Raw genomic sequence first — 20,418 nt, forward strand, 5'->3', positions numbered from 1 at the left:
TTTCTTTAAGGGAAATAAAGTTTCCCATAGATAAATAAAAGTTTGACTGTTTGAGTCACAGTTCTAACGCTTAACAATAGAAAATTTAACAGATGAGAGGTTTCCAAAATGGAGCAGACAGCCCCTACACTTGCGGAGTTGCAAACTCTGATTGAGATGACGGGCACCATCAATATGGAGGTGTTCTATTGGTGGTGTACCGGCCTGATGGTGATTATCCATGCAGGCTTTCTGGCGTATGAGATGGGTGCATCCCGCCTGAAAAACGCACTGGCGTCCGGTGTGAAAAACATTCTGGCATTTGCCTTTATTATCCCGACCTTCTTTTTCTTTGGCTGGTGGATCTATCTGGCGATGTACAACGGTTTTACGCCTGACTATGAAGCGGCTGCAGCAGGCTTGCCCTGGTCGACTAATATGGGGCCAAACCTGAGTGATAATGCCAGCGGTATCTTCTGGGGCGCATTCGTTCTGTTTGCGGCGACCACTGCGTCGATATTCTCCGGTGCTGTGATCGAACGTATCCGTATGAGCTCATTCCTGATTCTGGCGATTATTCTGGGTTCTGTGGTCTGGATTCTTGCTGCTGCCTGGGGCTGGCATCCAGCCGGCTGGCTGACTGTTGAGTGGGGTTTCCACGACTTTGGCGCAGCAGGCTGTGTACATATGGTGGCCGGATTCTTCGCACTGGGTGTGACTATTAATCTGGGGCCTCGTATCGGTCGTTTCCTGGCGGATGGCACTGTAGTTGATATCAAAGGCCATAGTATGCCGATGACCATTATCGGTCTGATGCTGATTATCGTGGGTTTCTTTGGTTTCCTGGGGGGCTGCATCATCTATGCTGGCAGTGCTCAGTGGACCACTATCTTTGGTACTCCGGTGACACTGTCTGCGGTTAGCTTTAATACACTGATGGCCTTCTCCGGCGGTATTATCGGTGCTTACTTTGTTACCCGTCAGCCATTCTGGATGATGTCCGGCGCACTGTCCGGTATCTTCTGTGCGGCACCTGGACTGGATCTATACTATCCGCCACTGGCGTTCCTGCTGGGTATTACTGGCGGTGTCGTTTCCCCTCTGGCAGATAAATTTATCACCAATAAATTCAAAATTGATGATGCTGTAGGCGCTTTTGCTGTGCACGGTGTCGGTGGTCTGATCGGTATTATCGGTCTGGGTATTTTCGCCAGCGGTTTCCCCAACGTTATCGAGGGTGCTCCTGCTGTGTCTTTCTCCGGCCAACTGATGAGTGCGGCAGTGATGGCGCTGCTGGGCTTTGTGCCAGGCTTCGGTCTCTCCTGGGTGATGGCGAAGATGAACTTCTTGCGTGTACCGCCAAAAGCGGAAGAGATGGGATTGGATATTGTAGAGGTTCCGCTGCAGGCTTATCCAGAATCGGTGCCTGCATATTCGGCCCCGGAAGAGCTTCCCGCCACTAAAATTACTGCAACTGCATAAGGAGAACGATGATGAATTCCAGTCCTATTACAACCTGGGAAGGTGCAGAAGCATACTTCACCTTTGCTGACAGCCCATCCGTTATGATGATTATTCTGGCGCTGGCGATGGCTGCAACGGTAGGGGCAGTGGTTGCCAGTGTATTGCATGAGAATCACACCTATATCGATTATAAATAGCCTAAGCTATAGATTGTGAAAGTCACCGGGGCAGCTCAGGCTGCTCCGGAATTTTTATTTCATGTTTATCTGAAAATGTCTGTGTGAAGGTATTGCGTCAATGACTGTCTATTCCTCAACCGCAGGCCAGCAACGCTGGCAATTTGCTGATCTGAAAGAGCTGCTGGCCAAAGCGACGCCACTGCGGTCCGGTGATTGTCTGGCGGGTCTGGCAGCCGGATCGGCACGGCAGCGGGTTGCTGCGCAGATGGCGCTGGCCGACCTGCCACTCAAGACATTTTTGCATGAGCAGGTCATTCCCCCTGAAGTCGATGAGGTCAGTCGGCTCATTATCGATAGCCATGATCCGGTTGCGTTTGCCCCGGTGTCACATCTGACGGTCGGCGATTTTCGTAACTGGTTGCTCTCTGATGCTGCCGATAGTGCCAGTCTGAAACGGCTGGCAATGGGGCTGACACCGGAAATGGTAGCAGCGGTATCAAAACTGATGCGGGTGCAGGATCTGATTCTGGTGGCCTCAAAATGTCGCAATGAAACCGCTTTTCGAAATTCACTCGGGGGCAAAGGGGTTTTATCTACACGGCTGCAACCCAACCATCCGGTCGATGATCCGGCGGGTGTGGCAGCCAGTATTCTGGATGGCCTGATGTATGGCAGTGGTGATGCGGTGATCGGTATCAACCCGGCCTCCGATAACTATACGGCAGTGACTGACTTGCTGAAGATGCTGGATGATATTATTAATCACTATGGCATCCCAACCCAGTCCTGCGTGCTTACCCATGTCACTAATCAGATCGAAGCGATCAATCGGGGGGTTCCGATCGATCTGGTCTTCCAGTCGATTGCCGGTACCCAGGCCGCCAATGAGAGTTTTGGTATCAATCTGGCGCTGCTGGGTGAAGCTAATCAGGCTGCGCGTGAGTTGCAGCGGGGTAGCGTGGGTAACAACGTGATGTATTTTGAAACCGGGCAGGGCAGTGCACTGTCGGCCAATGCTCATCACGGCGTGGATCAGCAAACCTGTGAAGTGCGCGCCTATGCGGTCGCGCGGCATTTTGATCCGCTGCTGGTGAATACGGTGGTGGGGTTTATCGGTCCTGAATACCTTTATGATGGTAAACAGATCATTCGTGCGGGTCTGGAAGACCATTTTTGCGGCAAGTTGCTGGGGCTGCCGATGGGGTGTGATATCTGTTATACCAATCACGCTGAGGCGGATCAGGATGATATGGATATGCTGCTGACGCAGATGGCGGTGGCCGGTATCAACTTTATTATGGGGATCCCGGGTGGTGACGATATTATGCTTAACTATCAGACCACCTCTTTTCACGACGCCCTCTATATCCGTGAAGTTCTGGGCCTGAGGCCCGCCCCTGAATTTGATCACTGGCTGCAGCAGGCCGGTATTACGCAGCCTTCCGGACGATTGGCTGAGCGCATGCCGGAAACCTTCAGTAACCTGTTGAAGTCCTTATAGAAAAGAGCAGGGAGTTCGGTGATGAATGAGCTAGAACAAACGCAGCAAACAACCCCTGTTACAGAGAACCCCTGGCAGGCGCTGCGACGTTATACCGCTGCCCGTATTGCCCAGGGGCGTACCGGTGTGAGTTTGCCAACCAGCGCTCTGCTGGCATTTCAGATGGATCATGCCAGCGCCCGGGATGCGGTGCATACTGCGTTGCAGATTGAACCCTTAACGGAGGAGTTGTATAGCGCAGGCTACCAAACCATTCAACTGCACAGCCGGGCCCGCGACCGGACAGAATACTTGCAGCGTCCTGATCTGGGACGCCGGCTCGATATGCGTTCAGTGAAGCAGTTGCAGCAATACCGCCAGAAACATCCGGACAGTGTCAGGGTTGCTCTGGTGATCGCCGATGGCCTGTCATCCCTTGCTGTACAGAATCACGCTGTTGCGATGGCAGGGTCTGTTCTGAGCCGTTTAGCAAACCGCGGCTTGAGTATCGCTCCGGTGACCATTGTCACCCAGGGGCGGGTAGCGGTTGGCGATGAGGTGGCGGAGCTGCTGGGCGCCGAATTGCTGATTCTGTTGGTGGGCGAACGCCCCGGGCTCAGTTCACCCGACAGCCTGGGAATCTACTACACCTACCAGCCGTCGGTAGGGCTGACCGATGCCCGACGTAACTGCATCTCCAATGTCCGCCCTGCCGGAATGAGTATCGAAGCGGCCAGCGAAAAACTGATCTGGCTGATTGATGAATCGATACGCCTGGAGTGTTCAGGTGTCAGCCTTAAGGATCAGTCGGTCTCAGCTGCAAAGATTCACGGCAAGAAGAACTTTCTGCTGCCTGAGTGACTTACTCAGAGCAGAGGATAAACCTTTCATCACCCCCCAAAACCAGTAACACCCTCCTCCGGTGTTGCTGGTTTTTTATTCTGCTGTGCATGGTTTCAGATAGCTAATCAGTGCACACCTGTGTGACTCGTACTGGTGCAACGCACTAAGAGTGTGCGCCAGAGTGAGTGTTGTCCCGCCAAAGATAATCTAACTTCATGATTTTAAATAAAAAAATATTCTTGGCATGAATATTACATATTCCTTTAAAGAATAATATATTCCCTATGGGTAAGTTTGGAGGAGATATGAAATTAATAACGGCCATTATCCGGCCGCACACACTGGAAGAGGTAAGAGGGCCTTTGCAGTCCATTGGTGTGAGCGGCCTGACAGTTACTGAAGTTAAGGGGTATGGGCGCCAACAGGGGCACACTGAACTTTATCGGGGCGCAGAATACCGTGTCAGTTTTGTACCCAAAATTAAGCTGGAAATTGCACTCGATGATGCCCTGCTGGATCAGGTTGTGGAAGCGATTTCCGGGGCCGCCAGAACGGGTGCTTTTGGTGATGGCAAATTGTTTATTCAGGACCTTGATCAGGTTTTCAGAATTCGTACCGGAGAATCCGGTGCATCTGCATTGTAGGAGAAACAGATGAGTAATCTACCAATTGAACTGTCATACGCGCTCGATACATTTTATTTTCTGATATGTGCCGTGCTGGTGATGTGGATGGGCGCAGGCTTTGCCATGCTTGAAGCCGGACTGGTCCGCAGCAAGAACACCGTGGAGATTCTGAATAAGAATGCTCTGCTGTATGGTATCGCCTGTATCGCTTACCTGCTGGTGGGCTATAACATTATGTATCCGGCTGATCCGGTCAGTGGAATTATTCCCGGTCTGGATTTCCTTCTGGGGGCTGATAACAGCACAGACGCTGTGGTGGCGGGTGGCGATGATGCACCGTATTACTCCAGTATGGCGGACTTTATCTTCCAGGCGGTGTTTGCCGCTGCAACCATGTCGATTGTTTCCGGTGCCGTGGCTGAACGGATGCGTCTCTGGCCATTCCTGATCTTCGCTGTCTTTATGGTCTCCTTTATCTACCCGTTGGAGGGTTACTGGAAGTGGGGCGGCGGTTTCCTGGATGAGCTGGGATTCCTGGATTTTGCCGGATCAGTGGTGGTGCATATGGCGGGCGCAGCTGCCGCTCTGGCCGCAGTGATTCTGGTGGGGCCGCGTAAAGGTAAATATGGCTCTCATGGAGAAGTACGGGCGATCCCCGGTGCTAACCTGCCGATGGCAACTCTGGGGATGTTTATTCTGTGGATGGGCTGGTTCGGATTTAATGGCGGGTCAGAACTGAAAATAGCCAATGTTGAAGAGGCTAATGCAGTTGCAAAAATCTTTGTTAACACCAATGCTGCAGCGGCTGCCGGAATGGTGGTTGCAGCGCTGTTTGCCCGTGCCCTGTTTGGTAAAACCGATCTGACCATGACAATCAACGGTGCGCTGGCCGGTCTGGTGGCAATTACGGCTGAGCCGCTGCTGCCTGATGCCGGTACAGCATCGCTGATCGGCGCGGTGGGTGGACTGGTGGTTGTGATCTCTGTGCTGACACTGGATAAGCTGAAACTGGATGACCCGGTGGGAGCCATCTCAGTGCATGGTGCTGCCGGTATCTGGGGTATTTTTGCCGTACTGATCAGCAACCCGGATGCCACCTTTATGGCCCAGTTGATCGGTACGTCGGTAACCTTTGCCTGGATGTTTATTGCCTCTTTCATTGTCCTGCTGATCATCAAAGCAGTGATGGGGCTGCGCGTCAGCGAAGAGGAGGAGATGGAAGGAATGGATGTTCACGAATGTGGTATGGAAGCCTATCCGGAATTTACTTCGGGTAAATAACCTTCACAGAACCCTGTATTGATCTTGAAAAGCCATCCGCTGTTCAGCCGGTGGCTTTTTCATTTATTTGTGCGTTGATTTACGGTGGTTATACCTGAGACTATAGAGTGGATAGGGAGTACGCCTTTTTCTCACATCGCAAATAAATAATAGGTATGCGTTGTAAAACTCATATAATGAGCAGCGTTGAAGCCTGAGTACTGCCGTCAGGAATAATTCAACGGTGATAAAATGTCAGCCGCCTATAATCAGGGTATTTAGGAGAGAACCGTGACCTACTGTGTGGGTATCAGAACCAATGAAGCAACTATAATGATTTCCGACTCCCGCACCAGCGCCGGGGTGGATAACATTAGCAGCTATAGCAAAATGTGGCGGTATGGTATTCCCGGTGAACGTCAGTTTGTCATCTGTAGTGCGGGCAATCTGGCGACCACTCAGGCGGTCATCGCGGCGATCGAACGGGATATTAAGAACACTGCCGAGACCAGCTTGCTGACGGTTGCGGATATGCATCAGGCTGCCGAGTATATCGGTAAGGTGAGTGTTGCGGTTCAGGAAAAGGCCGGTGGGGGAGCGGTATTTGAAGCCACGTTTCTGCTGGCTGGCGAGATTCTCGGCTCGCTCAGTGGACTCTACATGATCTATGCACAGGGAAACTATATCGCCAGTTCGCGTCAGGTACCCTATCTGCAGATCGGTGAAATAAAATATGGTAAACCGATATTAGACCGGGTCATTCAGGAAAGCACCACCATTGACAGAGCGATCGTCTGCGGTCTGATTTCGATGGATGCGACGCTGAAAAGTAACCTGACCGTTGGCCCTCCGATTGAACTCTACATTCTTCAACATGGTAGCCTTACTTTAGGCCGTTACCGTTCATTCGGCGAAGACGATGAGTATATGAGGGATCTGCGCAAACTCTGGAACAAAGCGATGGAAAGTGCGGTAGATGCGATGCCGCGATTAACCCTGAGTTGAGCACGAACTGTATGGGGCACAGCATTGTGCCTGCACCACCTTAGAATGAAAATGCAGCCACACAGGCTGCATTTTTTTTGGTTGGCGTAGCCAAACACTGCTTCAGGTCAGGGTTTGATCGCTGAACTTAAGTAAACTGGAGCCGTGATTTGCAATGGCAGATTGAAGTTTAATGATGAATTCAACGTGCTGATTGAGGTATTCAGATGAAAATAGCAGTTGCCAGCAGAGATGGTATTTCGGTCGCCGGACATATCGGTAAATGCAAAAGCTGGATTATTTTTCAGTCGGACGCAATACATCAGATAAAACTGGTCGAGATGATCACTCTGCCCAGAGAGCTGGTGTTTCACTATTATAAGGATGATATGCCCCACCCGTTAGCCGATTGTGATGTGGTGATCGGTGCCAGCGCCGGAGATAATTTCGTGAATAAAATGGCTCTGCGGGGTATCAATGCCGTACTGACGGCTGAAGCAGACCCCGAAAAAGCAGTGGCTGATTATCTGAACAAGCAGGTTACTCCCCCGAAACCCCGCCCCATAGGCGGACTGGTGTGCAAAGTAAGGGATACTTTCTCATCACATAACTGATAGCTATCTGCAACGGGCAGTACTGAGCTTTCTATCCGGGCCTCTGTTTTCGGGGCTATCTTTCTGGTCGTGCTCTGGCTGCCTTCTGCCTTTTCTCAGACTCGCTACACTTAATGGCTCTTTTGCCACCACCCTTTTTCAAACTTCTTTTTAATCCTGTTGTTTTTATTTCAGCTATTGTTACCCGGTCGTTATGCGGCAGATATCGGTCGTAAAGACAGGAAACTCTCCGTGCGGATGCGCTAGAATGGTGGTTATATTTTGTGGCTGTATCAGCCTCGTTGTGTGAATTTATGGAGCCTGTGTCGACATGATCTCAGAACGTTGTATCGGTATTATTGGCGGCACTGGCCAGCTTGGTGCGGCCATCGCTCATGGGTTACTTCGCAGCGGGCTTGTTGCACCTGAGAAACTGTGGATCTCCAGCCGTTCAAATAATCGTGCCGGCTTTGAATCAGTGGAATCAAAAGCAGCGATACAGTTTACCACCTGTAATCAGGATCTGATCGACCACTGTGACATCGTGATTATCGCGGTACCACCTGCACTGTCAGCGACACTGGATATCCGGGTAGAGTCTCGCCACGGATTGCTAATCTCCGTGGCCGCGGGGGTTACCATTGAGCAGCTTCAGCATCGTACCGGCGCTGAGCGGGTGATCCGGGCGATGTCCAATCCTGCGGCGGAAAAAGGGCTGGCTTACTCCCCCTGGTGTGCCAGTAGTGAAGTGACGGCGGAGGATCGTGAAGCGACGCAGGCGCTGTTTAACGCGATTGGTCAGACAGATGAGGTTGCCAGTGAGGATCAGATCGATCAGTTCACTGCGCTGATCGGCCCGGTACCGGGGTTTGTCGCCTATTATGCGGATTGCATGGTGAATTATGCCGTTAAAACCGGTATCGATCCGGCCATAGCCGAACGGGCGGTACGGCAGCTTTTTCATGCCAGTGGGGTTGTCATGGCCACGGCAGAGGCTTCGCCAGCAGAGCAGGTTAAGGCTATGATTGACTATGCGGGCACCACCGCGGCGGGGTTAAATGCGATGCAGGCCTCACCGCTGGCCGATGCTATCGCAGAGGGGCTGGATGCTGCTTACAAGAAGTCACAGATTATATCGTCTGTTGATTGATGATCAGATCAGTTTATTTCTAAAAGGGTTGAGGATAGAGTATGGCCGGTGGCTGGGCGCGTGATGGCGCCGTTCAGGATCAGATTGATGCCAGTGTTGAAGATGCTGTTGCGCTGGCGCGCAGCCGTTTAAATGCGGGTTCCAGTGCGGCGGAAAGCTTAACCCACTGTGAAGAGTGTGATCAGCCTATTCCTGAGAAACGGCGGCAGGCGATTCCCGGCATCCGTCTCTGTATTAAGTGTCAGTCGGAGTTGGAAAAACAGCAGGTCAGCTCGGCTGGTATTAATCGCCGCGGTAGTAAAGACAGCCAGCTCAGATAGCCAGTCTGAGACTCAGAAAATAAGCTTCTGAAAATGAGCTCCTGAAAAAAAGGCCCTGAAAATGAGCCCCCTCAACAGTCGTTCAGGGCGGTTTTACATCTCACTGTAAAACCTGCCCAGCCTTTAATCTTTTCGAATCGTTTCAGAGATCTTTTACCAGTCGTAAGGCATCATAGATCGCCGCATGGGTATTACGTGCCGATACCGCATCACCGATACGGAATAAGCGGAATTTACCCGCGCTATTTTTTTCCAGGGTCTGAGGGGTGCCCGCAATCAGTTGATCGTAGTTCACTTCACCCAGGTTAACGGAATGGGGCTTGAGGTCGAAGTACAGATCATCCAGCGGCAGGGTGCCGTGGTTGACGACTACCTGATCGATGCGGCGGCTCTGAGTAAAATCGCGGCTACCGTCATCGTAGTCACTGCCGACTGTCGCCACCAGTTCATTGCCGTCACGGGCCACCGAGTGCAGACGGTAGGTGACGGTGAAGGTAACCTCCTTTTGCTGCAGGGTACGCATATAGGGTACCAGGTTCATCGCCATCACCTCGGGAGCAAAGCTGCGATCCGGTGTCATAATCTCGACTCTGGCACCGCTATTGGCGATGACCTCGGCGGCCTGCAGCGCTGCGTGGTCACCGGCATCATCGTACAGCAGCACATTGGTACCGGGTTTGACACTGCGGGAGATTATATCCCAGGCTGAAACCACCAGTTCATTACCGCTTTGCAGCACCTCGGTATCCGGCAGACCACCGGTGGCGATAATCACTTCATCGGGATCTTCCGCTAATACCGTGTCGGCTTCGGCATAGGTATTGAAGTGGAATCTCACCCCCATCGACTCACACTGCTGCATACGCCAGTCGATGATGCTGATCATCTCATGGCGACGTGGGCTTTGAGAGGTTAACAGGATCTGCCCGCCGGCATCATTGGCAGCTTCAAACACGACTACCTCATGGCCCCGTTCTGCGGCAACCCGGGCGGCTTCCAGCCCCCCGGGGCCGGCACCAACAATAACAACTTTTTTCTGCTGTGGTGCTTTTGCAATCTCGTGGGGCATGGTCAGTTCACGACCGGTTGCCGGATTGTGTATACAGTAGGCGGCTCCACCCTGATAGATGCGGTCAAGGCAGTAGTTGGCACCGACACAGGGGCGAATACTATCCTCTTTGCCTGCGATGATCTTACGCACAATATGGGGGTCGGTCATATGTGCCCGGGTCATACCCACCATATCGACCTTGCCGCTGGCGATAGCATAACGGGCGGTGGCAACATCCGGAATTTTTGCGGCGTGGAAGACCGGGAAGTCGGTTGCTGAGCGGATCTCGCCGGCGAAATCCAGATGGGGAGAGTTACGCATCCCCTGAATCGGGATCACATCGGTTAGCCCAGCATCGGTGTCGATGTGACCACGCACGACGTTGAGAAAGTCGACCATGCCACAGTCTTTCAGGCGTTGCGAGATGGACAGGCCATCCGCAGCGTTCAGACCGCCCGGCAGCATCTCATCGCCGGTATAGCGCAAGCCGACAATAAATTCATTGCCTACCCGTTGGCGGATCGATTTCAGCAGATCAAAGGTAAATCTGAGACGGTTATCCAGATCGCCACCGTAAGGTCCATCCAGCGTATTGGTCAGGGGAGACCAGAACTGATCCATCAGATGGCCATACGCCTGCAGTTCGATACCATCGAGGCCTGCCGCATACATCCGTTCAGCCGCGTCGGTGTAGTCTTTGATGATGCGATCGATATCCCAGTCTTCGATCTTTTTCGGGAACGCTTTATGAGAGGGTTCACGGTGATGGGACGGGGAGACTGCCGGCAACCACTCGCCTTTATCCCAGCGGGTACGGCGCCCCAGATGGGTCAGTTGAATCATCACTGCGGTGCCATGTTCATGACACTCGTCGGTCAGATCTTTCATCCAGGGCACAATCTCATCTTTATACACCAGCAGGTTATCGAAGACCGGTGGACTATCCAGCGATACCGCTGCAGAGCCGGCCGTCATTGTCAGCGCGACCCCCGCTTTGGCCCGTTCCACGTGATAGGCTCGATAGCGTTCAGTGGGCATCCCGTTTTCTGAGTAGGCCGGCTCGTGAGAGGTGATCATTATGCGGTTACGCAGCTGCAGATGTTTGAGTTGATAGGGTTGCAGTAGTGGATCGTTAGACATTTCAGCCTCTCCGGATAAGTTTTTTGTAGATAAACTCTCTACACATAAGTCTCTACAGATAAGTTCTCTACACTCTGTTTTGCTAAAAAATAGACATAATGTACATATATGTCAATAAATTGTTCATTGATGTTTTTCTCTCTGTATCAGGTAAACTGCTAAAGTCCTGTTCCCTAAACCCGGCAACACCGCCGGTAGGTTTACTTAGCTTCGACACTTATGTACATTTTGACTGTCCGGCCAATCTATCCGATTCCGCAGAGCAGAAGGAACAACCCTAACCTATGAGCAGTGCACTTGATAAAACGAATGCCGAAACATCCGCAGGCAGTGGCTGGCGCGGTTCGGCAGACCTCTGGTTGCAGGCCGCCTACGATACTGTGGTTGAGACCGGGGTTGATGCGGTACGTATTCAACCACTGGCTAAAAAGCTGAAGCTATCCCGCACCAGCTTTTACTGGTTTTTTAAAGATCGGGACGAACTGTTGAATGCCCTGTTGCAGAAGTGGCGGGATAAGAACAGTGGTAATCTGGTGGCGCAGTCACAGGCCTATGCCGAGACCATTGCGGAAGCGATCCTGAATGTATTTGATTGCTGGCTGAATCAGGATCTGTTTGATTCTCAGTTTGAGTTCGCTGTTCGCAGCTGGGCATTGCAGTCGGCAGAGGTTGCCGAGCAGATAGGTCTGGCGGATGAAGCGCGCCTGGAAGCGTTACGGCAGATGTTTATCCGTTTTGGCTATGAACCGCTGAAAGCCGATGTTCGCGCACGTACTATCTATCTGACACAGATCGGTTATATTTCGATGAAATCCGACGAAGATATCTCCACCCGATTGCAGCGGATCTCAGACTATGTCGAGATCTTTACCGGGCAGACACCGGAACCGCGGGAGCTGGAACGTTTCTATGCGCGACATAAACAGGCAGGGGATGACTGAGTATTGGGGGGAATGGGCTTTTTTATATCCCCCCTAACATCAACCGCGCTTGCTGACGGCAGGATGATAAAATCTGCTGTACCTGTTGTTGATCCTCCAGAGTTCTCGAAACCGCTACAGCCCCAATGATCATTGATGTGAGTGAGAAAACATCCTGGCTATTTTTCACCGTATCTCTGCCGGCATAGTCCAGAATCAGCTGATTCATTCTGGTATATACCTGGGCATAGGTTTTATGGGTCTCTTTATCCCGGGAGACGATATCGGTCGCCAGAAAAGCCAAAGGGCAGGGCCTTTCCCCATATACATGTTCAAGACTCAGATAGCCATCCAGCAGCACGCTCAGCCATTCCCGGGATGAGAGTCCTTCAGGTTTTATATCGGCCAGTTTGCTGTTTGACGCGGCAAACTTCAGCGCTTCTTTGTACAGTTCTGATTTACTTCTGAAATGTCCGTAAAAGGCTCCCCGGGTCAATGAGCAGTCCTGCATCACCCTGTCCACCGTCACGTTGTCAAAGCCTTTGGTTGAAAATAACCGGTAAGCGCTTTGCAGGATTTTCTCTCTGCTGTTTTGTTTATGTTCCCTTGAATAGGGCATAACGATTACTCATAAATATCTAAATATGATCTTTATCATATATAGATTCTTGTTAGCATCAAGAGTTATTAAATTGGGAGGATTAGAAATCATGATCTATGCAATCGCGGCAGTAACCTTGTTAACAATCTTAATCGGAGTTCTGCTGGTCAGAGAGAGATTATCCAGCGTCCGCAACGGTGAGGTTCCTGCAGGCTATTTTAAACTGATGCAGGGTGAAGCCCTGCCTGAGCAGATGATTAAAACCGGCCGATGTTACAACAACATGTTTGAGGTACCCTGCCTTTTTTACGTGGTTGGCACGCTGTATATCGTATCGGGGGTGGAGAACACGGCGGGGCTTCTACTTGCCTGGGCGTTTGTTCTTTTCAGGTCTGCACAGGCCTGGGTTCATCTGACCAGTAATAAAGTCCTCTATCGTATGTACCTGTATGGTGGTGGGATTCTATGTGTATTACTGCTATGGATTAATCTGCTTATCGAGCAGATCTAGCTACCAGGACCGTGTGAATCCGCTAGCGTCAGGCTTACGGCTTCAGGTTCTCATCGGCGGGATGAGTTTGTTTCCATAGTGGCTGTCCCAGCAAGATCATTGTTATCAGTAAGCCTAGCAAGAGTGCGTAAAGCATTGCACTGCCCAGGCAGTAGATAAACACCCCGCAGGCTATCAGGCTGATCGCTATTGCTGGCCTGCAACGTTTATCCAGTAACTTCCACGCGGCCAGCATTGAAGCGGAATACACCACCACAAAGGAACCGTTTACCCAATGGGCCATCAAGGTGAAGTTCATTCTGGCCAGATAGCTGAGCAACAGCATCAGTGCAGAGATCAGTATAAAGGTGATCAGTGCTGTCGTGGGGACCCTGTATTGGTTAAGTGAGCGTAACTGATGGGGCAGGATGCCATCGTGACTGAAACTCCAGGCCAGACGGGAGAGACTGGCAAAATAGATATTGATCATCGCGATGCCGCTGATAAAGCCTAAGCCTCCGATAATCCAGCGACCACTGTTGCCAAACTGCATCTCAAACAGGCCGACCATTGCCAGCGGGTGATCGGGGGCCTGCATCGATAGCCAGGTGCAACCGATATAGATCAGACCTACCAGCAAAACGCCGGTCAGGGTTGCCGGGATATAATCTTTTTGCACATCTTTGAATTCACTCGCCAGATGGGTGACGGCTTCTATACCCAGAAAGCTCCAGATACCCAGCCCTATCGCCTGCATCAGGCCGCTGTAATCGCCCATAATAACAGACTGAGACCTGATGGACGTGGCATCGGTGATGGGTGTCTGAATCAGTGTCGTCGCCAGCATCAGGGCAACCACCAACAGAATGGTCAGGGTCAGTCCCATCTGAATACGGCCCGAGAGCTGTAGTCCCCGACGGTTAATATAAAACAGCAGTAAAAAAACCAGCAGCTCGCCACAGAGTTGTTGTTCTGGTGAAAGCGTAATGATGGGTTCCAGAAACTTGAATGTCATCACCAGGGCTGCTGCAGCGCCGGGAGGCACAGAGAACAGAAACAGCAACCCGATAACCCTGCTGGCTAGGGGGCCGAACGCCCGCTCAACAAAATAAGCGGGGCCAGCGGCGTGGGTGAAGCGTCGTCCCAGTTGGGCAAATACCCAGGTGAGTGGCAGAATACCCAGCAACAGAATAACCCAGGCCCAGATCGCTTTATCGCCGGCTGCAACGATGGTCAGTTGTGGCAGAATAAAGACCCCGGTTCCCAGCAGAGTGGTGGCAATCAGTCCCATCCCTTGCCAGCGGGTTATTGTTTGATTTAGCCTAGGCATCCTTTAGTCCAGATAACGTATAGTGTGTCAGTAGAGTGTACGACCGATGTTAAAATCGTTACGTCGTGGTTTACTGTCAATCTGTAGGTTTTTCACTATATTGCCGACGTTTTGCATACTCAGGTTAACCCATGGATAGTTTTGATCAGAAAATAATCGCCGCACTTCGGCAAAATGCCCGGCAGAGCGTTTCCGCTATTGCTGAACAGGTAAATCTGTCCCGCCCAGCCGTCTCTGAACGGATAAAACGAATGGAGGAGCAGGGCGAGATTCTGGGCTATCAGGTGCTGACCTCGACTAAGGCCGACGAAAGTGGGCCTCTGAGAGCCTATTTTGAAATTAAGCACGGTGGTTATAAATGCCGTCCGCTGGTTCAGTTGGTGATGCAGTACCCTGAAGTAAAGTACTGTCATGGTATTAGCGGCGAAGTGGATCTTCTGGTGTATATCGAATTTTCAGAGATGCAGCGTCTGCACGATATTCTTGCTGAAATTGATAATAAATTACCCCAGGGCGCTAAGATTGTCACCCATATGGTACTGCAAACCTGGGAGCAATCACCCGGTTGATGCTCATCAGCGATCCCCAGGTGTTTTCACTTATTACCCGTTCTTGCTTCTGAGCTCGACGGTATTGCCTTCAGGGTCCTGAATATAAGTGGATAGTCCGAAGCCTTCACTGCCATAGCGTTCTGTGAAATCCCCGAAGGCTATTTTATGCTTTTTGAGGTGCTCGCGGATCTCATCTTCAGTGATCGGCTCAAGCAGCAGGCAGAAATGGTCCATATTATTCTCTGTTGCTGTCGGAGGGCCGCCACCTTCGCGTCCTAACTCACTGTCGACCATCACCAGATCGATCAGCGCATCCCCTGCGCGTAGTTGCACCAATCCTGTTTCCGGCGGTAGGGCCCGTTCAACGATACAGCCCAGGACTCCGCAATAAAACGCCAGCATCTCCCCCAGCCGGGTAGTGCGTAATACGATATGATCAATTCCGGCAATGTTAAGTGCCATATTCACCTCTGCTAAAACTGTGTCAGGTAATCGTTTAGTCACTATAAACTAAATTAAACGGTTGCGGTTTTAAAGCTCTTATACGACCAGGCGCCGACCTGCAGTTTGCGATATTGGGTGGGTGATATACCCATCACCTTCTTGAAAACGCGGGAGAAGTAATAAGCGTCTTCATAGCCCACCATAAAGGCCACCTCTGCAATGGTTCTGCTACTGATATCCAGCAGGTGACAGGCGCGTTCAATTTTCAGATGGATAAAGTGGTTGATCGGTGTGGTGCCGGTGATATCTCTATACTTCTTAATAAAGTGATATTTTGACAGGTTAACGCTGGCCGCCAGGGTATCGATATCCAGCTGTTCATGAATACGAGCCTGCATCAGGCTGTGAATTTTTTCCAGATCAAAACTGTCGGCATCCTGGCTGCGTACCAGCGGCTGTAGCAGCGCAATATGGGTGAGTATCTGCCGCAACTGGTTTGCCGCATTGATAAAGGCGTTCAGATGGTAGCTGCTATGTCGTGCTTCCAGCAGGGCATCGAACTCACTCACCAGACTACTGTGCAGCCCTAAGTGAACCACCGGTTTCTGTTCTGAGATTTGCAGATGAGTAATAAAGTCATCTGCCAGCGCCCCTTCAAAATGACACCAGTAGATGGTCCAGGGGATATTCAGACTGGATGCATATTGATGAGCTGTGCCCCGGGGTAACACAATCAGATCACCGCTATTTACCGCAATATTCTTCTGGTTAACGCGAATTTTACCTTTGCCATCGAGGCAATATATCAGTAGATGATCATCATGTTCCAGGCGCTCCATACGGTGGCCTTCTGCCTCTTTATAATAGCCGGCGCCGAGTGGGTAAAGATCCTTTGAAAGCTTGTTATTACTGAGTTTTTCGATGATTTTGTGGGGTATGATAAAGCGGATGCTCTGGGGCGGAAGAGGCCAGTTTGACGGTGTGCTCATCGGGTCTGCTCGACTAAGGTAGTATAGGGTATAAAGGGTTTGTAAGGGTATTCATGTATTAAATAGCAATATAGTCCATTAATATAGCAACATTATGAATCATCTGCAGTCAGAAGCTGTGCTTTAATTGAATCCATGGTGCCCCCTCTGTATTCGGGAAAACGGTCCTGTTCTAACCGTGACAAAAACAAGCAAGAACTGAATTATAAAAACTGAACTATAAAAAAGGTGCAAAACATGTCTCAGCAAGTCCCTCTACTGATCAATGGTGAACTGGTTCAGAGCCGCAGTGAAAACTGGATTCCGGTAACCAACCCTGCCACCCAGGAAGTCATTGCTCAGGTACCTTGTGCGACGCCTGCCGAAGTAGATCAGGCGGTCGAAGCCGCAAAAGCCGCGTTTGAATCCTGGAAAGAGACCCCTGTCGGTGAGCGTGCCCGTCTGATGCTGCGTTATCAGGCGTTGCTGAAAGAGAATCATGATCAGATTGCTGAGCTGCTGTCACAGGAAACCGGTAAAACCTTTGAAGACGCTAAGGGGGATGTGTGGCGCGGTATCGAAGTGGTCGAGCACGCCTGCAATATTGCTTCACTGAGCATGGGGGAGACGGTTGAAAACGTGGCCCGCAAGATCGACTGCTACAGCATCACTCAACCACTGGGTGTCTGTGTGGGTATTACCCCGTTTAACTTCCCGGCGATGATTCCTCTGTGGATGTTCCCCATGGCAATTGCCTGTGGTAACACCTTTGTCCTGAAACCATCCGAACAAGACCCGCTGACGCCGATGCGTCTGGCAGAGCTGTTTAAAGAAGCCGGTGCCCCGGATGGTCTGCTGCAGGTAGTTCACGGCACCAAAGATGTTGTTGATCAGTTGCTGACGCACAAAGATACGCCAGCGATCTCTTTCGTTGGTTCTGTCGCGGTCGGTGAGCATATCTACCGTACCGGTACTGATAAGATGAAGCGGGTACAGGCGTTTGCCGGGGCTAAGAACCATATGGTGATTATGCCGGATGCCGCTAAGAATCAGGTGGTCAACAGCATTGCCGGAGCCTCTGTCGGTGCCGCAGGTCAGCGCTGTATGGCAATTTCGGTCGCCGTATTTGTCGGTAATTCACGGGAGTGGATTCCAGAGGTTCGTGATGCCCTGGCTAAAGTGCGCCCCGGTGCCTGGAATGACCCTGAAGCGGGTTATGGCCCACAGATTAACCCACAGGCCAAACAACGAATCCTGAACTTTATTCAGGAAGGTAAAGATGCTGGTGCCGAGTGTATTCTGGATGGTTCTGAGTGTGTCGTTGAAGGATTTCCCGACGGGAACTGGGTTGGCCCAACCATGTTCAGAGGCGTCACCCGGGATATGTCCATCTATCAGGAAGAGATCTTTGGGCCGGTACTGATTACACTGGAAGTGGATACCATTGAAGAAGCGATCGCACTGATCAACGAAAACCCTTACGGTAATGGTACTTCCATCTTTACCTCATCCGGTGCAGCTGCGCGTAAGTATCAGCACGAGATTAAAGTGGGTCAGGTTGGTATCAACGTACCGGTACCCGTGCCACTGCCTATGTTCTCGTTCACTGGTTGGAGAAAATCGTTCTACGGTGATCAGCATGCCTATGGGAAGCAAGCAGTTAAGTTCTACACCGAGACTAAAACCGTCACTGCACGCTGGTTTGAGGATGATATTGATACCGGGGTTAACACCACGATACATCTGAAATAATTTTTGTCGCCTGAGCTATTGCGCTTGGTGACTCTGCGTTAAAAGCTGGCTTAAAGTGCTCAGCGGCAGTTAACTGCCACAACGTCCGAAGGACGGCCCGTAAGGGTGAGCTTTGCGAATATTGACAACAGTCAACTCCGCCTTTGCGCCAGCTTTTGCCTTGATTCACCGGCGCTCATTACGCTCAGCCAACAAAAATGGGATTAGTCGTTAAATACACTCTGACTCTTCAGAGTAATAATAAGAATCTACCTGTGTTAAGTACGGAGCATCTATGGATTTTGAACTGAATGAGGAACAGGTGGCGTTTGCCGATATGGCGCGCGCGTTTGCTCAGAATGAACTGGAACCCAATGCCGGGGAGTGGGATCTGCAGCAGACCTTTCCCGTTGATGTGCTGAAAGCCGCGGGAGAGCTCGGTTTCTGCGGCCTCTATTCCCATGAGGATGTTGGCGGTCTGGGCCTGAGCCGGTTAGATTCCAGCATTATCTTTGAACAGCTGGCGATGGGATGTACCTCGACCACCGCCTTTATCACGATTCATAATATGGCCACCTGGATGATCTCCGAGTTTGGCGCAGAGGATGTGCGTCAGCAGTGGTGTCCGCAACTGACCGCCGGTGAGAAGCTGGCCTCCTACTGCCTGACGGAACCCAATGCCGGTTCCGATGCCGGATCATTGAAAACCTCTGCCCGCCGTGATGGCGATGACTATCTGTTGAACGGCAGCAAAATCTTCATCTCTGGTGCCGGTGCAACCGACTGCCTGGTGGTGATGGCGCGTACGGGAGAGGAAGGGCCGAAAGGGATCTCCGCGTTTGCCGTTGATGCCACACTGCCCGGCATCACCTATGGCCGTAAAGAGGAGAAGATGGGCTGGAATAGTCAGCCAACCCGGATGATTACCTTTGAGGATGTGCGTATTCCAGCTTCGGCGCTTCTTGGTCAGGAAGGCGATGGTTTCAGGATCGCGATGCGGGGCCTGGATGGTGGGCGCATCAATATCGCCACCTGCTCTGTGGGTACCGCTCAGCAGGCGTTGAATAAAGCCACCGAATATATGCATGAACGAAAGCAGTTTGGTCAGTCGTTGGCGAACTTCCAGGCGTTGCAGTTTAAACTGGCTAACGCTGCCACCGAGTTGGTGGCTGCCAGGCAGATGGTGCGTATGGCGGCAGCCCGTCTGGATAATAACCATCCGGATAAAACCACCTACTGTGCGATGGCGAAGCGTTTTGCCACTGATGTTGGTTATAACGTTGCCGATGAAGCGCTGCAGATTTTTGGGGGGAACGGTTATATCAAAGAGTATCCGATGGAACGCTTCCTGCGGGATAACCGGGTGCACCGGATTCTTGAAGGCACTAACGAGATTATGAATGTGATTATCGCCCGTCGTTTGCTAATGCAAAATGCCGCAGAGCTGCTGTAAATCGCGGGTTAGATTAACCAGAACCGGGGTTGTTAGCTTCCCGGATAAAGAACAGAGTTGAACAGAAAGGAAGATCACCATGACCGACAAGCTGATAGTTGAGAAGCGGGGCAGTATTGCCTTGCTGACAATGAATAATCCGCCAGCTAATACCTGGACAGAAGAGAGTCTTAAAGGGCTTAAAACGCTGGTGGAAGAGCTGAACGCTGATCGTGATATCTATAGTCTGGTGATTACCGGACAGGGCAAAAAATTCTTCTCAGCCGGAGCGGATCTGAACCTGTTTGCCGAGGGCGATCGCAGTGTAGCCCGGGATATAGCGCGTTATTTTGGTGAAGCGTTTGAAACCCTGAGCCAGTTCCGCGGGGTCTCTATCGCAGCCATCAATGGTTTTGCCATGGGCGGTGGTCTGGAGGTCGCACTGGCCTGTGATATCCGTATCGCCGAAGAGCAGTCACAGATGGCGCTGCCGGAAGCCAAAGTAGGCTTGCTGCCCTGTGCTGGTGGCACCCAGAACCTCACTATGCTGGTGGGTGAGGGCTGGACCAAACGGATGATCCTCTGCGGTGAGCGCATTAAAGCCGCGAAAGCTCAGGAGATAGGCCTGGTGGAAGAGGTTGTGCCGCAGGGGCAGGCGTTGGAAAAAGCGTTGGAGCTGGCGGCAAACGTGGCTCAGCAGAGCCCAACCGCAGTAGCGTCCTGCAAGCAGCTGATCCAGAACAACCGCACCCAGCACTGGAGTGCCGGTTATATTCTCGAGCGGGAACTGTTTGTCGATCTGTTCTTTACCGAAGATCAGAAAGAGGGGGTGAATGCCTTCCTGGGTAAACGTGCCCCACAGTGGAAAAACCGCTAAGCGGC

The 20,418-nt window shown here is 51.5% G+C and carries 21 protein-coding genes; 16 read left to right on the forward strand and 5 right to left on the reverse strand.

The annotated features are described in order from the left end of the window. Positions 1-108: 108 nt before the first annotated feature. The 10 genes from BMY09_RS01995 to BMY09_RS02035 all read left to right on the forward strand — a co-directional run bounded on the left by BMY09_RS01995 (position 109) and on the right by BMY09_RS02035 (position 8,878). Entirely contained in the window at positions 109-1,461 is a 1,353-nt protein-coding gene (locus BMY09_RS01995; protein WP_091353218.1) for an ammonium transporter, read from the forward strand. 8 nt (positions 1,462-1,469) lie between these two features. Next, positions 1,470-1,640: a hypothetical protein gene (locus BMY09_RS22105; RefSeq protein ID WP_175483409.1), complete on the forward strand. Its 171-nt coding sequence runs from the start codon at positions 1,470-1,472 to the stop codon at positions 1,638-1,640. A 100-nt stretch (positions 1,641-1,740) separates the two neighbouring features. Continuing rightward, positions 1,741-3,123, forward strand: a complete 1,383-nt coding sequence (locus BMY09_RS02000; protein ID WP_091353221.1) for an ethanolamine ammonia-lyase subunit EutB — start codon at positions 1,741-1,743, stop codon at positions 3,121-3,123. A 21-nt stretch (positions 3,124-3,144) separates the two neighbouring features. Beyond that, on the forward strand, positions 3,145-3,963 hold the full coding sequence (eutC, locus tag BMY09_RS02005; RefSeq protein ID WP_091353223.1) for an ethanolamine ammonia-lyase subunit EutC: 819 nt from the start codon (positions 3,145-3,147) through the stop codon (positions 3,961-3,963). A gap of 287 nt (positions 3,964-4,250) precedes the next feature. Further along, positions 4,251-4,589 (forward strand): P-II family nitrogen regulator, encoded by a 339-nt coding sequence (locus BMY09_RS02010; RefSeq protein WP_091353930.1) that lies wholly within the window; start codon positions 4,251-4,253, stop codon positions 4,587-4,589. 9 nt (positions 4,590-4,598) lie between these two features. Beyond that, on the forward strand, positions 4,599-5,852 hold the full coding sequence (locus BMY09_RS02015; protein WP_091353226.1) for an ammonium transporter: 1,254 nt from the start codon (positions 4,599-4,601) through the stop codon (positions 5,850-5,852). A 270-nt stretch (positions 5,853-6,122) separates the two neighbouring features. Continuing rightward, complete coding sequence (locus BMY09_RS02020; RefSeq protein WP_091353229.1) at positions 6,123-6,836, forward strand: Ntn hydrolase family protein; 714 nt, start codon at positions 6,123-6,125, stop codon at positions 6,834-6,836. Positions 6,837-7,042: 206 nt separating this feature from the next. Further along, entirely contained in the window at positions 7,043-7,429 is a 387-nt protein-coding gene (locus BMY09_RS02025) for a NifB/NifX family molybdenum-iron cluster-binding protein (RefSeq protein ID WP_091353232.1), read from the forward strand. Between the two features lie 310 nt (positions 7,430-7,739). Next, on the forward strand, positions 7,740-8,558 hold the full coding sequence (locus BMY09_RS02030; RefSeq protein ID WP_091353234.1) for a pyrroline-5-carboxylate reductase family protein: 819 nt from the start codon (positions 7,740-7,742) through the stop codon (positions 8,556-8,558). A 41-nt stretch (positions 8,559-8,599) separates the two neighbouring features. Further along, on the forward strand, positions 8,600-8,878 hold the full coding sequence (locus BMY09_RS02035) for a DksA/TraR family C4-type zinc finger protein (RefSeq protein ID WP_091353237.1): 279 nt from the start codon (positions 8,600-8,602) through the stop codon (positions 8,876-8,878). A gap of 142 nt (positions 8,879-9,020) precedes the next feature. Here the strand turns inward: BMY09_RS02035 and BMY09_RS02040 are convergent, their stop codons facing one another. Continuing rightward, the gene (locus BMY09_RS02040; protein WP_091353239.1) at positions 9,021-11,069 is read right to left on the reverse strand and encodes an NADH:flavin oxidoreductase; all 2,049 of its coding nucleotides are present in this window, start codon (positions 11,067-11,069) and stop codon (positions 9,021-9,023) included. A gap of 284 nt (positions 11,070-11,353) precedes the next feature. On the opposite strand from BMY09_RS02040, the gene BMY09_RS02045 reads away from it, so the two are divergent. Beyond that, positions 11,354-12,010, forward strand: a complete 657-nt coding sequence (locus BMY09_RS02045) for a TetR/AcrR family transcriptional regulator (protein ID WP_091353240.1) — start codon at positions 11,354-11,356, stop codon at positions 12,008-12,010. Positions 12,011-12,032: 22 nt separating this feature from the next. On the opposite strand, the gene BMY09_RS02050 is transcribed toward BMY09_RS02045, so the two are convergent. Beyond that, complete coding sequence (locus BMY09_RS02050; protein ID WP_091353243.1) at positions 12,033-12,608, reverse strand: TetR/AcrR family transcriptional regulator; 576 nt, start codon at positions 12,606-12,608, stop codon at positions 12,033-12,035. Positions 12,609-12,699: 91 nt separating this feature from the next. Between BMY09_RS02050 and BMY09_RS02055 the strand changes: the two genes are divergently transcribed. Further along, positions 12,700-13,101 carry an MAPEG family protein gene (locus BMY09_RS02055; protein ID WP_175483414.1) on the forward strand — a complete coding sequence of 134 codons (402 nt, stop codon included), beginning with the start codon at positions 12,700-12,702 and terminating at the stop codon, positions 13,099-13,101. 34 nt (positions 13,102-13,135) lie between these two features. Here BMY09_RS02055 and yjeH read toward each other — a convergent pair whose 3' ends face one another. Further along, positions 13,136-14,410 carry an L-methionine/branched-chain amino acid transporter gene (gene yjeH / locus BMY09_RS02060; RefSeq protein WP_091353249.1) on the reverse strand — a complete coding sequence of 425 codons (1,275 nt, stop codon included), beginning with the start codon at positions 14,408-14,410 and terminating at the stop codon, positions 13,136-13,138. Between the two features lie 131 nt (positions 14,411-14,541). On the opposite strand from yjeH, the gene BMY09_RS02065 reads away from it, so the two are divergent. Beyond that, a complete protein-coding gene (locus BMY09_RS02065; RefSeq protein ID WP_091353252.1) occupies positions 14,542-14,979 on the forward strand; it encodes an Lrp/AsnC family transcriptional regulator in 438 nt (145 codons plus the stop codon). 33 nt (positions 14,980-15,012) lie between these two features. Here BMY09_RS02065 and BMY09_RS02070 read toward each other — a convergent pair whose 3' ends face one another. Further along, the gene (locus tag BMY09_RS02070) at positions 15,013-15,423 is read right to left on the reverse strand and encodes a VOC family protein (RefSeq protein ID WP_091353255.1); all 411 of its coding nucleotides are present in this window, start codon (positions 15,421-15,423) and stop codon (positions 15,013-15,015) included. A 53-nt stretch (positions 15,424-15,476) separates the two neighbouring features. After that, entirely contained in the window at positions 15,477-16,394 is a 918-nt protein-coding gene (locus BMY09_RS02075; protein WP_175483415.1) for an AraC family transcriptional regulator, read from the reverse strand. A 237-nt stretch (positions 16,395-16,631) separates the two neighbouring features. Between BMY09_RS02075 and BMY09_RS02080 the strand changes: the two genes are divergently transcribed. The 3 genes from BMY09_RS02080 to BMY09_RS02090 all read left to right on the forward strand — a co-directional run bounded on the left by BMY09_RS02080 (position 16,632) and on the right by BMY09_RS02090 (position 20,413). After that, a complete protein-coding gene (locus BMY09_RS02080) occupies positions 16,632-18,125 on the forward strand; it encodes a CoA-acylating methylmalonate-semialdehyde dehydrogenase (protein WP_091353258.1) in 1,494 nt (497 codons plus the stop codon). A gap of 274 nt (positions 18,126-18,399) precedes the next feature. After that, positions 18,400-19,557, forward strand: coding sequence for an acyl-CoA dehydrogenase family protein (locus BMY09_RS02085; protein WP_091353260.1), 1,158 nt, complete (start codon positions 18,400-18,402; stop codon positions 19,555-19,557). A 79-nt stretch (positions 19,558-19,636) separates the two neighbouring features. Further along, a complete protein-coding gene (locus BMY09_RS02090) occupies positions 19,637-20,413 on the forward strand; it encodes an enoyl-CoA hydratase (protein WP_091353262.1) in 777 nt (258 codons plus the stop codon). Positions 20,414-20,418: the final 5 nt, after the last annotated feature.

This window comes from Amphritea atlantica, from assembly GCF_900111095.1.
GTDB lineage: Bacteria > Pseudomonadota > Gammaproteobacteria > Pseudomonadales > Balneatricaceae > Amphritea > Amphritea atlantica.

Excerpts from the sequence above, each read along its gene's own strand:
- BMY09_RS01995 (WP_091353218.1), top strand. The coding sequence starts at position 109 with ATGGAGCAGACAGCCCCTACACTTGCGGAGTTGCAAACTCTGATTGAG.
- BMY09_RS22105 (WP_175483409.1), top strand. The coding sequence starts at position 1,470 with ATGATGAATTCCAGTCCTATTACAACCTGGGAAGGTGCAGAAGCATAC.
- BMY09_RS02000 (WP_091353221.1), top strand. The coding sequence starts at position 1,741 with ATGACTGTCTATTCCTCAACCGCAGGCCAGCAACGCTGGCAATTTGCT.
- eutC (WP_091353223.1), top strand. The coding sequence starts at position 3,145 with ATGAATGAGCTAGAACAAACGCAGCAAACAACCCCTGTTACAGAGAAC.
- BMY09_RS02010 (WP_091353930.1), top strand. The coding sequence starts at position 4,251 with ATGAAATTAATAACGGCCATTATCCGGCCGCACACACTGGAAGAGGTA.
- BMY09_RS02015 (WP_091353226.1), top strand. The coding sequence starts at position 4,599 with ATGAGTAATCTACCAATTGAACTGTCATACGCGCTCGATACATTTTAT.
- BMY09_RS02025 (WP_091353232.1), top strand. The coding sequence starts at position 7,043 with ATGAAAATAGCAGTTGCCAGCAGAGATGGTATTTCGGTCGCCGGACAT.
- BMY09_RS02030 (WP_091353234.1), top strand. The coding sequence starts at position 7,740 with ATGATCTCAGAACGTTGTATCGGTATTATTGGCGGCACTGGCCAGCTT.
- BMY09_RS02035 (WP_091353237.1), top strand. The coding sequence starts at position 8,600 with ATGGCCGGTGGCTGGGCGCGTGATGGCGCCGTTCAGGATCAGATTGAT.
- BMY09_RS02040 (WP_091353239.1), bottom strand. The coding sequence starts at position 11,069 with ATGTCTAACGATCCACTACTGCAACCCTATCAACTCAAACATCTGCAG.
- BMY09_RS02045 (WP_091353240.1), top strand. The coding sequence starts at position 11,354 with ATGAGCAGTGCACTTGATAAAACGAATGCCGAAACATCCGCAGGCAGT.
- BMY09_RS02050 (WP_091353243.1), bottom strand. The coding sequence starts at position 12,608 with ATGCCCTATTCAAGGGAACATAAACAAAACAGCAGAGAGAAAATCCTG.
- BMY09_RS02055 (WP_175483414.1), top strand. The coding sequence starts at position 12,700 with ATGATCTATGCAATCGCGGCAGTAACCTTGTTAACAATCTTAATCGGA.
- yjeH (WP_091353249.1), bottom strand. The coding sequence starts at position 14,410 with ATGCCTAGGCTAAATCAAACAATAACCCGCTGGCAAGGGATGGGACTG.
- BMY09_RS02065 (WP_091353252.1), top strand. The coding sequence starts at position 14,542 with ATGGATAGTTTTGATCAGAAAATAATCGCCGCACTTCGGCAAAATGCC.
- BMY09_RS02070 (WP_091353255.1), bottom strand. The coding sequence starts at position 15,423 with ATGGCACTTAACATTGCCGGAATTGATCATATCGTATTACGCACTACC.
- BMY09_RS02075 (WP_175483415.1), bottom strand. The coding sequence starts at position 16,394 with ATGAGCACACCGTCAAACTGGCCTCTTCCGCCCCAGAGCATCCGCTTT.
- BMY09_RS02080 (WP_091353258.1), top strand. The coding sequence starts at position 16,632 with ATGTCTCAGCAAGTCCCTCTACTGATCAATGGTGAACTGGTTCAGAGC.
- BMY09_RS02085 (WP_091353260.1), top strand. The coding sequence starts at position 18,400 with ATGGATTTTGAACTGAATGAGGAACAGGTGGCGTTTGCCGATATGGCG.
- BMY09_RS02090 (WP_091353262.1), top strand. The coding sequence starts at position 19,637 with ATGACCGACAAGCTGATAGTTGAGAAGCGGGGCAGTATTGCCTTGCTG.